Below are 14,003 nucleotides of genomic sequence, written 5' to 3' on the forward strand. Positions count from 1 at the left end.
AGGCGGATCACGTCATGGCCACGGATCACCCGAGGACCCTCGGGACACCCTGCGGGCGGCCCGGGACATGCCATCATCGGTACCACCAGGGGTCAGTCGCGCGGACCGGCCTCACCGTTCACGAGTCCGCTCGCTCGTGTCGATCCGTCAGGGGAGGCCGCGTGTCGACGGGTACCGGCCCCGAAACCGAGGAGCTGCCGGGCAGCGCGGCCGAACGTGCCGGACTGGAGCTGCCGGAACTCCTCGTGCCCACCTCGTACGCGATCGCCCTGCCCGCCATCGACGACCTCGCCGCGCCCGGCGTGGTGCACGAGCGCGAGATCCGTCCGCGCCGTCGGCTGCGCTGGTGGCAGCTGCTCCCCATCGTGCTGATGGGCACCCTCGGCTCGCTGATGTTCGCCTTCCCGCTGGCCTTCTCCGGCGACGCCGCCTCCTCGATGATCGGCATGCTCGGCCTGCTGCTCACCGCCGCCTCCGGCGGCTGGGGCGCGATGGCGGCCCGGCACGCCGGGTACAAGTGGCCGGGTCTGCCGCGTCGCGGCAGCGGCCGGCGGGCCGGCTGGCGAGCCATCGTGATCTACACGCTGATCGCCGCCGTCGCGGTCGCGCTCGCCCTCTGGCGGGTCGTCCACCTGCGCGGCTGATCGGTACCGGCCGAAGATCGGTACCATCGGCGGTGTGAGCGCACCCACCGCCCCCGGCCTGCCCTTCCTCAAGGGACACGGCACGCAGAACGACTTCGTGATCGTCCCCGACCCGGACGGCAGGCTCGACCTGGGCCCGGCCGCGGTCGCCCGGCTGTGCGACCGCCGGGCCGGCATCGGCGGCGACGGCATGCTGCGCGTGGTGCGCTCGGCCGCCGACCCCGCGGCGGCGCACCTGGCGGACCGCGCCGAGTGGTTCATGGACTACCGCAACTCCGACGGCTCGATCGCCGAGATGTGCGGCAACGGCGTCCGGGTCTTCGCCCGCTACCTGGTGCACGCCGGCCTGGTGAAGCCCGGCCCGCTGACGATCGCCACCCGGGCCGGCGTCCGCGCGGTGCGGATCGCCGAGGACGGCCCCGACGGCACCCCGGGCGAGGTCACCGTCGACATGGGCCGGGCCCTGCTGCCCGGGCCGGACGGCATCGAGGTCGCCGTGGGGGAGCGGATCTGGCCCGCCCGCAACGTCAACATGGGCAACCCGCACGCGGTGGCCTTCGTCGACGGTCTCGACGAGGCCGGCGACCTGTACACCGCCCCGCGCACCAGCCCCGAGGGCGTCTACCCCGAGGGCGTCAACGTCGAGTTCGTGGTGGACCGCGGCCCGCGGCACGTCGCCATGCGGGTCTTCGAGCGCGGCTCCGGGGAGACCCGCTCCTGCGGCACCGGCGCCTGCGCGGTGGCCGTCGCCGCCGCCCGCCGCGACGGGCTCGACCCGGCGTCGACCGGGCAGTCGGTCACGTACACGGTGGACCTGCCGGGCGGCCGGCTGGTCATCGAGGAGTTCCCGGACGGCCGGGTGGAGATGACCGGCCCGGCCGAGATCGTCGCGTCCGGCACGCTGGACCCGGACTTCACCGCCGCGCTGACCGCCTGAGCCGCGCGAACCCCGGCCGGCGTGGGCCGGTCGGGGGCCTTCCGCGGGCCGGCCGCCCGTTTTTCCCGTTTCCGCCGTGCACGAATCCCCCGATCGAGTGATCTGCATGACGGACCGGGAGCGGTGCGTCGCGGAACGTGCTGTCCTCGGTAGCATGGACCACCGGGTCGGGAGGCGCTCCGGTGATCGCTGCCGGAGGTGCGGATGGCCATCGAAGCAGGTCCGATCGACACGGGTCAGCACGGTGCCGCACGGCGCCCGCTCGGCCGGCTGAGTCGCAGCGCCCTGTCCCGGGCCGGGCGGGCCGCCCTGCTGGCCACCGACCGCGCCCCGGTGCCGGACGCCATCGAGCCCATCGTCCAGGCCCACCGCCGCCACCATCCCCAGGCCGACCTGGCGCTGCTCTCCCGCGCCTACCGCCTCGCCGAGGAGAGCCACCGCGGCCAGATGCGCAAGAGCGGCGAGCCGTTCATCACGCATCCGCTCGCCGTCACCATGATCCTCGCCCAACTCGGGGCCGGCACCACGACGCTGGTCGCCTCGCTGCTCCACGACACCGTCGAGGACACCGAGGTGACGCTCGATCAGGTCGCCGCGGACTTCGGGCCCGAGGTCTCCTATCTCGTCGACGGCGTCACCAAACTGGAGAAGGTCGACTTCGGTGCGGCGGCGGAGGCCGAGACGTTCCGCAAGATGCTGGTCGCCACCGGGGACGACGTCCGGGTGATGGTGATCAAGCTCGCCGACCGGCTGCACAACATGCGGACGATCCGCCACATGAAGCCCGCGAGCCGGATCAGGATCGCCAAGGTCACCCGCGACGTCCTCATCCCGATCGCCGAGCGGCTCGGGATCCAGGTCCTCAAGGCCGAGCTGGAGGACATCGTCTTCGCCACGCTCCACCCGGAGGAGTACGCCCGCGCCCGCGCCGTGCTCGCCGCCCACGAGGAGCGCCCGGACGAGCTGCTCGCGCCGTTCGCCGAGACGCTGCGCCGCCAGCTGGCCGAGGCCGGGGTGGGCGCGGAGGTCACCGTCAGACCCCGGCACTGCGTCTCGGTGCACCGGGTGCTGCTCAAGCGCGCCGCCGCGGCCGGGCCGGACGGCCTGCCGCAGGCCCTCCAGCCCGCCGACTTCGGCCGGGTGCTGGTGGTGGTCGAGGAGAACGCCGACTGCTACGCCGTCCTCGGCGAGCTGCACACCTGCTGGACACCGCTGCCGGGCGAGTTCAAGGACTTCGTCGCGGCGCCCAAGTTCAACCTGTACCAGTCGCTGCACACCGCCGTGCAGCTGCCCGGCGGCGAGGTGGCCGAGGTGCTGGTCCGCACCCGGCAGATGCACCTGGTCGCCGAGACCGGTGTGGTCGCGCTCGGCGACCCGCACCAGCCCGGCGCCGTGCAGGCCGCCTCCGGCGACGAACTCGACGGCACCGACCCGGCCCGGCCCGGCTGGCTCAGCCGGCTGCTCGCCTGGCAGCAGGAGACCCCGGACCCGGACGCCTTCTGGTCCACCCTGACCGACACCCTCTCCGACGACGGCGAGATCACCGCCGTCACCGAGAGCGGCGAGCGGCTGCACCTGCCGGTCGGCGCGAGCTGCGTGGACGCCGCCTACCTGCTCGGCGAGCAGACCGGGCATCGCTGCGTGGGCGTCCGGGTGAACGGCCGGCTGGCCGCGCTCTCCACCGCCCTGCGCGACGGCGACGTGGTGGCCGTGCTCACCGCCCCCGCCGGTGAGCCCTCCGGCCCGGCGGCGGAGTGGCTGGAGCACGCCCGCACCCCGGCCGCCCGGCTGGCGATCGAACGCTGGCTGGCCGGGCACCCGGCACCGGCACCGGTGGTGGAGACCGGCCCGTCCGACGACCGGCCGGCCCCGCAGGCCGCACCCGCCGTGGTGCGCGGCCGGGCACCGGTCGCCGTCCTGGGGCGGCCGGACACCCCCGTCCGGCTGGCCCGATGTTGCACCCCGGTGCCGCCGGACGCGCTCACCGGCTACCCGATCCGGGGCGGCGCCGTCGCGGTTCACCGCACCGGCTGCCCGGTCGGCGACCAGATGCGCGAGGACGGCCGCAGCCCGCTGTCGCTGGCCTGGATCCCGGGCGTCGAGCCGCCGAACGGCTACCGGGTCGCCCTGCACGCGGAGGCGCTGACCCGCCCCCGGCTGCTCGCCGACCTGACCGCGGCGATCTCCGCCGAGGGCGTCGGGATCTTCTCCGCCGACGTCGAGCCGCCGCGCGAGCTGCGGGTACGGCACAGCTACACCATCGAGCTCTCCGGCGCCGAGGTGCTGCCCGCGGTGATGCGGGCGATGCTCCGCGTCCCGGGGGTGTACGACGTCTACCGGCCCGGTGTCCCGGGCGAGGACCCGGCCGCCACGGCGGACCGGCCGCTCGACGGGCCGGGCGACCCGGCGGCCCGCGGGGGAAATGGGGATGACCCCGCGGACGCGGTCATGCGACCATCGTGGGGAATGCACGGCCGGTCCGCGGCGTTCTCCGGAGGCAGTAGCGCCGGTGGACCCGGTGGTCCGCAGGGGTAGCTCACCCCGCCCGACGGTAGGAGGGGCGGCAGCTGGGCAGACTCCTCGGTACACGCGTTGTACCCCGGCCTTCCCGACACCGCAAAGGATGAGATGACCTCCACGTTCGACAGCCGCACCAACCGCGAGTCCGCCCCGCGGCTCGCCGACCTCAGGGCCGAGGCCCTGATGGACGAGGACCTCGCGGCGATCGACGAGGACCTCGACCAGCTCGACGGAGAGCAGTACGACCGCTCCGAGCGCGCCGCACTGCGCCGAGTGGCCGGTCTGTCCACCGAACTCCAGGACGTCACCGAGGTCGAGTACCGCCAGCTCCGCCTGGAGCGCGTGGTGCTCGTCGGCGTCTGGACGGACGGCACCTCGGAGGAGGCGGAGAACTCGCTGGCCGAGCTCGCCGCCCTCGCCGAGACGGCCGGTTCCGAGGTGCTGGACGGTGTGATCCAGCGCCGCGACAAGCCCGACGCCGCCACGTACATCGGCTCCGGCAAGGCCAAGGAGCTGCGCGACATCGTCGCCTCCACCGGGGCCGACACCGTCGTCTGCGACGGAGAGCTCACCCCCGGCCAGCTGATCCACCTGGAGGACGTGGTCAAGGTCAAGGTCGTCGACCGGACGGCCCTGATTCTCGACATCTTCGCCCAGCACGCCAAGTCCCGTGAGGGCAAGGCCCAGGTCTCGCTCGCGCAGATGCAGTACATGCTCCCCCGCCTGCGCGGCTGGGGCCAGTCGCTGTCCCGGCAGATGGGTGGTGGCGGCTCCGGCTCGTCCGGCGGCGGCATGGCCACCCGTGGTCCGGGTGAGACGAAGATCGAGACCGACCGCCGGCGGATCCGCGAGAAGATGGCGCGCCTGCGCCGCGAGATCGCCGACATGAAGAAGGGCCGCGACACCAAGCGCCAGGAGCGCAAGCGCCACCAGGTGCCGTCGGTCGCCATCGCCGGGTACACCAACGCCGGCAAGTCCTCGCTGCTCAACCGGCTCACCGGAGCCGGTGTCCTGGTGGAGAACTCGCTGTTCGCCACCCTGGACCCGACCGTCCGCCGGGCGCAGACCCCGAGCGGCCGGATCTACACCCTGGCCGACACCGTCGGCTTCGTCCGGCACCTGCCGCACCACCTGGTCGAGGCGTTCCGCTCCACCATGGAGGAGGTCGCCGACGCCGACCTCATCCTGCACGTGGTGGACGGCTCGCACCCCGAGCCGGAGACCCAGCTGGCCGCCGTCCGCGAGGTCATCGTCTCGGTCGAGGCACAGAACGTGCCCGAGATCGTGGTGATCAACAAGGCCGACGCGGCCGACCCGGCCGTGCTGCAGCGACTGCTGCGCCGCGAGCCGCACGCCATCGTGGTCTCCGCCCGCAGCGGGCAGGGCATCGCCGAGCTGCTCCAGCTGATCGACGACGAGCTGCCCCGTCCGGCCATCGAGGTCCAGGCGCTGATCCCGTACACCCGGGGCGACCTGGTCTCCCGGGTGCACGCCGAGGGCGACCTGCTCTCCACCGAGCACACCGGTGACGGCACGCTGGTGCGGGCCAAGGTGGCCGCCGAGCTGGCTGCCGAACTGGAGCGCTACACCGTGGTCGCCCAGGCCTGACGGCGACGCCCCGGCAACGGCGCGGGCCCCCGATCCTGTCCGGATCGGGGGCCCGCGCCGTTGCTCAGTTCTTCAGATTGCCGACGTAGTCGAGCATCGCCTTCGCCTGGTCGCCCAGGGACGGCCCCGCCATCCACGCCGCCGGGCGCGGCCCGATCGAGTTGTTGCTGATCAGGGCCGGCTTGCCGCCCCGCAGCACGAACCAGCCGCCGCCGCTGGAACCGCCGGTCATGGTGCACCCGATCACGTACATGGTCGGCCGCTGCGGGTCGAAGGAGAGCCGCCCCGGGCGGACGGCGGAGTCGCAGTGCTCCAGCTCCAGGCCGTCGAACGGGGCACCCTGCGGGTAGCCGTACGCCGAGGCCGAGGTGACCTGGGAACGCGGCGCGTTGAACCAGACCGGCACCGAGCCGCCGACTGTCTCCTCCAGCGAACGGCCGTCGGCGGAGTCCTCGTTGTGGACCCGGATGATGCCGAAGTCGTACTGGCTGACCGGACCGCCGTGCTCGCCGCCCTCCTCGGCCCACTGCGGCGAGACCACCGCGTAGTCCGCCGACCAGACGCCGTACGGGGCGACCTGCTGGAAGGAGGCGTCCCGGCCGTGCGAGGCCGCGCCGGAGCGGTTGTACGACGGGACGAAGGCCATCTTCTTGAACCAGGTGCCGTCCTTGCCCTCGTGCAGGCAGTGCGCCGCCGTCCACACCAGGTCGGACTTGCCCGGGTGGGCCGGGTCGCTGATCACGGTGCCCGAACAGACCGCGTCCGTCCTGGCGTCGACCGTCATGAAGATCTTGCCGAGCACCGCCGAACTCGCGGAGTACGGGTGCGCCTGGGCCTTGGCGGGGATCTTCACCGGCGGCTGCGTGTCGTTCTCCGGCGCGGTCTTCTCCGACTGCAGCGCGGCGTCCTGGGCCTCCATGCCCTGGGCCGAGTCCATCTTCGACCGGTCCCAGAAGCCCTTCAGCTTCTCCGGGGTGAAGCCGTGCGCGTTCGCCCACTTCGCCCAGTCGTCCTTGGACCAGTTCTTCAGGTTCTTCAGGGCCGCCGACAGGTCCAGGCCCGGCTTGCCGCTGCTCGCCGCGGCGACCGCCGACGGGGGCGGCGGGGCCGCCGCGTTCGGGTCGCTCCCACCCGCCGGGTCGCAGGCGGTCACGGACAGGGTGAGCACGGCGGCGGCCGCGGCGGCCGCCGCCGAGCGGCGGATGGTGGATGGCATGGTGATCCCCGTGGTGTGTCGTCGGTGTCGGTTTACTTCTGGGCGATGTAGGCGAGCGCCTGCCGGGCGACGCCCTCCAGGTAGGGCCCGCTGAGAGCGGTGTGGTCGCGGGTGCCGATCGAGGTGTTGCTGACCAGCGCCTGCCGGCCGTCCGGCATCGTCGCGAACCAGCCCCCGCCGCTCGCCCCCGCCGTCATGGTGCAGCCGATGGTCAGCATCGCCGGGCGCGCCGGGTCGAACGAGCGGGCGGCCGGGCGGCCGCCGTCGCAGCGGTCCAACTCCTGCCCGTTGAACGGCTTGAGAGCCGGATAGCCCCAGGCGGAGACGGACAGCTGTGCGCGCGGCGCGTCGAACCAGACCGGTACCGCGGTGCCGATCGTCTCCTCCAGCGACTTCGCCCCGGCGTCCGGGTTGTGGACGTGCAGGATCGCGAAGTCGTACTGGTTGGCGGAGTCCCCGCTGTGCCCGCCCTCGACCGGCCAGAGCGGCGAGGTGACGACCCGGTCGGCCCACCACTGCCCGAGCGGCGCGACGTCGGCGAGGGTGGCCCGGTGGCCGCCGCTCGCCGCCCCCGAGCTGTTGTACGCCGGTACGAAGACCAGGTTGCGGAACCAGTCGCCGCCCTTTCCCTCGTGCACGCAGTGCGCCGCCGTCCACACCAGGTCGGACCTGCCGGGGTGGGCCGGATCGGCGACCACCGTCGCCGAGCACTGGCCCGTCCCGCCGCCCGGCGCCGTCGAGAAGACCTTCCCCGAGGCCGGGTAGCGGGTGTACGGGCGCTCCACCGCGACCGCGGCCACCGGCGCCGGGTCGCCCGGCGTGCCGCCGTCCGTCGGCGACGGCGAGACGGCCGGCGGGGCGGGCTGCTGCGGCTGCGCGCCGCCCATCCGGTCCGCGCTCCACAGACCGCGGACGACCGGGTTGCTGAACACGTGCTTCGACGCCCAGGCGTCCCAGTCCGCGGCCTTCCAGTGCCGCAACTCGTCCCAGCTCCGCGGCAGGCCCGCCAGCAGCCGGGACGGCACGTCCGTCGGCAGGGTCAGCCGTCCCGCCGCCGCGGACGCGCCCGCGGACGGATCCGCCCCCGGCGCCGACGGGGAGCACCCCGTGGCCGCGAACACCAGCGCCGCGGCGAGCCCCGCCACCGGCCCCGCCCGTCCGATCCCCGATCGCATGGCTCCGCCCCCTGACGTCGCTGCGGCGCTCCTTGCCGCCGGTGCAGTCTGCCACCACCCACCGGGACGAACCGCCCATCAGTGCCCGGCCCTGACGAGAGGTCACCGAACCGTGATCCGGGCACACCGTCGGTCCACACCACCCCCACGGGTGAGTGATCGGCAGGTATTCACCACAACGAGTGAGGTGATCTTGAGTTCGCCCGACCGGCCCGTGAACCCTGGAACGGACCGGGTGCCTCCCCCGCGCACCCGCTCGACTGGCCGCGCCCGGCCCCGCGGGCGCCCGAAGGAGCAGCCTTGAGCACCGCCCTCACCGGAGCCCCGCCCGTCGCCCCGTCCGATCCGGCAGCTGCCCTCCGCACCCCGCCGCATCCCGGGCCGCTGTCCCCCACCGCCGACCCGCTGCTCCACCCCGACCCGGCCGCGGCCGCCGAACACGCCGGCACCGAGGCCCTGCTGCGCTGCTGGGCCCGCGAGACCGGCGCCCGGCCCGACGCCGCCGGCCGCCTGACCGTCCCCGTCCTGGGGGGCGCGGCCCAGCTCAGCGCGCCCGTCCGGCACTGGTCCGCCTGCGGCTGGCACCGCTTCGGCCCGGTCACCGTCACCGCCGGCCCCGGCGGCCCGGCCGCCCCCGTCACCGCCGTCACCGTCGCCGCCCTGGTCGCCCGCGCCGCCGACGAACACGCCGACCCCGGGCAGATCGCCGACCTCACCGCCCGGGTCGCCGACTCGGTGGCCCGTACGGCGGAGATCCTCGCGCACCGCCGCCGCACCCCCGACGCCGCCGACCCCGACCCCTTCCTCCGGGCCGAACAGGCCCTGCTGCTGGGCCACCCCTGCACCCCACCCCCAAGAGCCGCGACGGCCTCGGCCCCGCCCAGAGCCGCGCCTACTCGCCCGAACTCCACGGCAGCTTCCGGCTGCACTGGTACGCCGTCGACCACGGCCTGCTCGCCACCGACTCGGCCGACCGGCTCCCCGCCGACCGGATCACCGCCCGCCTCCTGGACCGCGACGACCTGCTGCCCCCCGGCACCGCCGCCCTGCCGCTGCACCCCTGGCAGGCCCGCGAACTCGCGCTCCGCCCCGTCGTCGCCGAGCTGCTCGGCCGCGGGCTGCTGCACGACCTCGGCCCGCACGGCGAGCCGTGGCACCCCACCTCCTCCGTCCGCACCGTCACCCGCCCCGGCACGCCCTGGATGCTCAAGCTCTCGCTCGGCCTGCGGATCACCAACTCCCGCCGGGAGAACCTCCGCAAGGAACTCCACCGCGGCACCGAGGTGCACCGGCTGCTGGAGGCCGGCCTCGGCGCCGAGTGGCGGGCCGCCCACCCGCAGTTCGACATCGTCCGCGACCCCGCCTGGATCGGCGTCGACCACCCCGGCCTCACCGACCCCACCGGCCTGGACACCGTGCTGCGCCGGCAGCCGTTCGGGCCCGCCGACCGTGCCGTCTGCCTGGCCGGCCTGGTCGCCGAACAGCCCTCCCGGCAGGTCGACTCCCGCCTCGGCCGGATCGTCGCCGCCCTCGCCGCGCGCAGCGGACGCACCCGGCAGACCGTCGCCACCGAGTGGTTCCTGCGCTACCTCGACGCCGTCGTCCTGCCGATCCTCTGGCTCGACGGCCGCGCCGGCATCGCCCTGGAGGCCCACCAGCAGAACAGCCTCGTCCTGCTCGACACCGAGGGCTGGCCCACCGGCGGCCGCTACCGCGACAACCAGGGCTACTACTACCGGGCCTCGCACGCCGACCGGCTCACCGCCCGGCTGCCCGGGATCGGCGCCACCAGCGACACCTTCGTCCCCGACCACGTCGCGGACGAGCGCTTCTGCTACTACCTCGGCATCAACCACGTGCTCGGCCTGATCGGCGCGTTCGGCTCCCAGCAGCTCGCCGACGAACAGGTGCTGCTCGCCGCCCTCCGCCGCTTCCTGACCGGCCCGCGCGCCGCGGCCACCGGCTCCACCCTCCCGCACCACCTGCTGACCGCGCCGACCCTGCGCTGCAAGGCCAACCTGCTGACCCGCCTGCACGGTCTCGACGAACTCGTCGGACCGGTCGAGACCCAGTCCGTGTACGTGGCCCTCGCCAACCCGGTGGCCGCCTCCGCGCCGGCGGCCGCCCGATGAGCGCGCCCCCGGCCGACCTGCTCGACCGGGTCGCGGACTGGGGCCCCATGGCCACCCCCGCGGGCGAGTTCCGGCTGCGGCCCGTCCGCCTCCCGGACGACCTGCCGCTGCTCACCGGCTGGATGAACGACCCCGCCGTCGCCGCCTACTGGCAGCTCGCCGGCCCGGCCGCCACCACCGAACGCCACCTGCGCGCCCAACTCGACGGTGACGGCCGCAGCCGGCCCTGCCTCGGCCTGCTCGACGGCGTCCCGATGAGCTACTGGGAGGTGTACCGCGCCGACCTCGACCCGCTGGCCGGCCACTACCCGGCCGAGCCCCACGACACCGGCCTGCACCTGCTGCTCGGCCCGGCCGACCGGCGCGGCCGCGGCCTGGGCACCGCACTCATCCGCGCCCTCGCCGACCGGGTGCTGGCCCGCCGCCCCGCCTGCCGCCGGGTGCTCGCCGAACCGGACGTCCGCAACATCCCCTCCGTCCGGGCGTTCGCCGGCGCCGGGTTCGAGCACGCCGGCGACCTCGAACTCCCCGACAAGCGGGCCGCCCTGATGATCCGCCCGCGCACCCCGGCCCGGATCGCCGCGGGCCCGGCCGCCGTCCCCGCCCCGGCCGGCCCGGCCGACGCCGAGCGGTCCCGGCCCTACGACCTCCTCGGCGTCGGCATCGGGCCGTTCAACCTCTCCCTCGCCGCCCTCGCCGACGGCACGGACGCCCTCGACACGGTCTTCTGCGAGGCGGCCCCCGCCTACCGCTGGCACCCCGGCATGCTCGTCGACGGCGCCCGGATGCAGGTGCCCTTCCTCGCCGACCTGGTCTCCCTGGTGGACCCGACCAGCCCCTGGTCCTTCCTCAACTACCTGCGCCACCAGCAGCGGCTTTACCCGTTCTACTTCGCCGAGCGCTTCCAGCTGACCCGGCGGGAGTACCAGCACTACTGCCGGTGGGCCGCCGAACGGCTGCCCAACTGCCGCTTCGGCACCCCCGTCACCGCCCTGCACTGGGACACCGGGCGCGGCCTCTTCCGGGCCGAGGCCGGCGGCGCGCCCCTGTGGGCGCGCAACGTCGTCCTCGGCACCGGCACCCGGCCCGCCCACCCCGAGGCCTTCGCGGCCCTGAGCGGCCACCCGCGCGTCTGGCACAGCGCCGGGTACCTCGACCGGATCGGCAGCCTCGACGGCGCCCGCGACATCACCGTCGTCGGCTCCGGGCAGTCCGGCGCCGAGGTCTTCCTCGACCTGCTGCGCCGCCGGGCCGACGACGGCACCCGGCTGCGCTGGCTGAGCCGCACCCGGGCGATCGCCCCCATGGAGTACTCCAAGCTCGGCCTGGAGCACTTCACGCCCGACTACACCCGCTACTTCCACGCGCTGCCCGCCGAGGTGCGCGACCGGCTCGTGCCCGCGCAGTGGCAGCTCCACAAGGCCGCCAGCGCCGAGACCCTCGCCGAGATCCACGACCTGCTCTACGAGCGGTCCACCGGCCGCCCGCCCGGCACCGACCCGGTCGAGATCATGCCGGGCACCGCCGTCACCGACGCCCAGGCGGGCTCCTGCGGCGGGCTCGAACTGCGCTGCCGGCACACCGACTCCGGCACCGACCACCTGGTGCGCACCGACGCCGTGGTGCTGGCCACCGGGTACCGGGCCACCCGCCCCGCCGCCCTGGACCCGATCGCCCACCTCGTCGACTGGGACGAGCGGGGCCGCTACCGCGTCGACCTCGACCACCGGGTCGCCACCCGGCCCGAGGTCACCGGCGGCCTCTACGTCCAGAACGCCGAACTGCACACCCACGGCGTCGGCACGCCCGACCTCGGGCTCGGTGCCCACCGCGCCGCCGTCATCCTCAACGCCGTCGCCGGCCGACCGCTCCACCCGCTGCCCGCCCGCACCGCCTGGACGAGCTTCGCCCCGCCGGCCGGCCCGCCCGCCCCGCCGCTCGCCGAGGAGGCCGGCCGTGCCGCCGCAGTTCGTCCCTGACCCGCCGCTGCAGCACCCGGCCCAGCTCACCCCCGAACTGTGGCCGCGGGCCTGCCGGGCGATGCTGGCCAAACTGCTGGGCGAGTTCGCGTACGAGGAACTGCTCACCCCCACCGCCACCGACGACGGCTACCTGCTCACCGTCGACGGCGGCCACACCTACCGCTTCGCCGCCCGCCGCGGCGCCTACGGCAGCTGGCAGGTCGACCCGGAGAGCCTCGACTGCCCGACCGACCCGGGCCTGGACCCGCTCCGCTTCGTCGTGCGCGCCCGTGGCCTGCTCGGCCTCACCGGCGACACCGCCGGCCACCTGGTGCGCGAGCTCACCGCCACCCTCACCGCCGACGCCCTGCTGCTGGCCGACCCGCTCACCGCCGCGGACCTGGCCGACCTCTCGCACAGCGAGCTGGAGGGCCGGCAGAGCGGCCACCCGTGGATCGTCCCCAACAAGGGCCGGCTCGGCTTCTCCGCCGCCGACGCCGCCCGCTGGGCCCCGGAAGCCCGCACCGTCCAGCGGCTGCCCTGGCTGGCCGTGCACCGCTCGCTCGCCCGCTTCCGCGGCCCGGCCGACCTCTACGAGCGCGAACTCGACAGCCTCGGCGAGTACCGCGCCCTGCTCGGGGACCGCGCCGACGAGTACCTGCTGCTGCCCGTCCACCCCTGGCAGTGGGACGAGGCCGTCGTGCCGCTCTTCGCCCCCTGGATCGCGGCCGGCGACATCGTCCCGCTGCCCGCCGACCGCGACCTGCGGCAGCCCCAGCAGTCCGTCCGCAGCTTCTTCAACCTCAGCCGGCCCGACCGCTGCACCGTGAAGCTGCCGCTCACCGTCCTCAACACCCTGGTCTGGCGCGGCCTGCCGACCGCGCGCACGCTCGCCGCCCCCGCCGTCACCGGATGGCTGCACGGCATCCGCGACCACGACCCCTTCCTGCGCGACGAGTGCCGGGTCGTCCTGCTCGGCGAGATCGCCTCGGTGACCGTCGAGCACCCGCTGTACGCCGAGCTCCCCGACGCCCCCTACCAGTACCGGGAGGTCCTCGGCGCGATCTGGCGCGAACCCCTCGGCCGGTACCTGGATCCCGGCGAGCACGGCCGGACGCTCGCCGCCCTGCTGCAGACCGGATCGGACGGCCGGGCCCTGGCCGCCGAACTCGTCGCCCGCTCCGGACTCGCCCCGGACGCCTGGCTGCGCCGCCTGTTCGCCGTCATGCTGCCGCCGCTGCTGCACTTCCTGTACCGGTACGGCACGGTGTTCTCCCCGCACGGCGAGAACGCCATCGTGGTCTTCGACGAACACGAGATCCCCGTCCGCCTCGCCGTCAAGGACTTCGTGGACGACGTCAACCTCAGCGACCGCGACCTGCCGGAACTCGCCGGACTTCCGGAGGAGGCCGCACGCGTCCTGCTGCGGCGGCCGCCGGACTTCCTCTGCCAGTTCCTGCACGGCGGTCTGTTCGTGGGCGTCTACCGGTTCCTCGCCCCTCTGCTGGAGCGGCAGCTCGGCCTCGCCGAGGCGGACTTCTGGGCGCTGCTGCGCGCCGAGATCCTCGCCCACCAGCAGCGCTTCCCGGAGCTCGCCGACCGGTTCGCGCTCTTCGACCTGTTCACGCCGCGGATCGAGCGGCTCTGCCTGAACCGCAACCGGCTGCTGCCGGACGGCTACCACGACCGGCCCGAACGCCCCCGGGTCGCCGTGCACGGGCAGGTCGACAACGCCCTGCACCCGGGCGCGATCGCCGCGCTCCCCGCGCAGCGGCCCCGCACTGTCGGTGCCGCGCCGTAGGGTGGTCGG

8 protein-coding genes and 1 pseudogene are annotated in these 14,003 nt (G+C 74.8%); 7 read left to right on the forward strand and 2 right to left on the reverse strand.

Going from position 1 to position 14,003, the window contains the following annotated elements; all coding sequences use genetic code 11:
* Positions 1-161: 161 nt before the first annotated feature.
* From ABEB13_RS27285 to hflX, 4 genes are all read left to right on the forward strand, one after another.
* Positions 162-644, forward strand: a complete 483-nt coding sequence (locus ABEB13_RS27285; RefSeq protein ID WP_345707562.1) for a DUF1129 domain-containing protein — start codon at positions 162-164, stop codon at positions 642-644.
* A 25-nt stretch (positions 645-669) separates the two neighbouring features.
* Positions 670-1,581, forward strand: coding sequence for a diaminopimelate epimerase (dapF, locus tag ABEB13_RS27290; RefSeq protein WP_380231358.1), 912 nt, complete (start codon positions 670-672; stop codon positions 1,579-1,581).
* A gap of 204 nt (positions 1,582-1,785) precedes the next feature.
* Positions 1,786-4,116 carry a RelA/SpoT family protein gene (locus tag ABEB13_RS27295; RefSeq protein WP_345707564.1) on the forward strand — a complete coding sequence of 777 codons (2,331 nt, stop codon included), beginning with the start codon at positions 1,786-1,788 and terminating at the stop codon, positions 4,114-4,116.
* Positions 4,117-4,209: 93 nt separating this feature from the next.
* Positions 4,210-5,709, forward strand: a complete 1,500-nt coding sequence (gene hflX, locus ABEB13_RS27300) for a GTPase HflX (protein WP_345707565.1) — start codon at positions 4,210-4,212, stop codon at positions 5,707-5,709.
* A 64-nt stretch (positions 5,710-5,773) separates the two neighbouring features.
* Here the strand turns inward: hflX and ABEB13_RS27305 are convergent, their stop codons facing one another.
* Both ABEB13_RS27305 and ABEB13_RS27310 read right to left on the reverse strand, forming a co-directional pair.
* The gene (locus ABEB13_RS27305; RefSeq protein ID WP_345707566.1) at positions 5,774-6,925 is read right to left on the reverse strand and encodes a trypsin-like serine peptidase; all 1,152 of its coding nucleotides are present in this window, start codon (positions 6,923-6,925) and stop codon (positions 5,774-5,776) included.
* A gap of 32 nt (positions 6,926-6,957) precedes the next feature.
* Positions 6,958-8,100 carry a trypsin-like serine peptidase gene (locus tag ABEB13_RS27310; RefSeq protein WP_345707567.1) on the reverse strand — a complete coding sequence of 381 codons (1,143 nt, stop codon included), beginning with the start codon at positions 8,098-8,100 and terminating at the stop codon, positions 6,958-6,960.
* Positions 8,101-8,400: 300 nt separating this feature from the next.
* Here ABEB13_RS27310 and ABEB13_RS27315 point away from each other — a divergent pair.
* From ABEB13_RS27315 to ABEB13_RS27325, 3 genes and pseudogenes are all read left to right on the forward strand, one after another.
* A pseudogene (locus ABEB13_RS27315) lies at positions 8,401-10,232 on the forward strand (IucA/IucC family protein).
* The gene (locus ABEB13_RS27320; RefSeq protein WP_345707568.1) at positions 10,229-12,211 is read left to right on the forward strand and encodes a GNAT family N-acetyltransferase; all 1,983 of its coding nucleotides are present in this window, start codon (positions 10,229-10,231) and stop codon (positions 12,209-12,211) included. The pseudogene ABEB13_RS27315 and the gene ABEB13_RS27320 overlap by 4 nt, the downstream one beginning before the upstream one ends.
* Positions 12,189-13,994: an IucA/IucC family protein gene (locus tag ABEB13_RS27325; protein ID WP_345707569.1), complete on the forward strand. Its 1,806-nt coding sequence runs from the start codon at positions 12,189-12,191 to the stop codon at positions 13,992-13,994. The genes ABEB13_RS27320 and ABEB13_RS27325 overlap by 23 nt, the downstream gene beginning before the upstream one ends.
* Positions 13,995-14,003: the final 9 nt, after the last annotated feature.

Origin of the sequence: Kitasatospora paranensis (genome assembly GCF_039544005.1) — a bacterium.
Lineage (GTDB): Bacteria > Actinomycetota > Actinomycetes > Streptomycetales > Streptomycetaceae > Kitasatospora > Kitasatospora paranensis.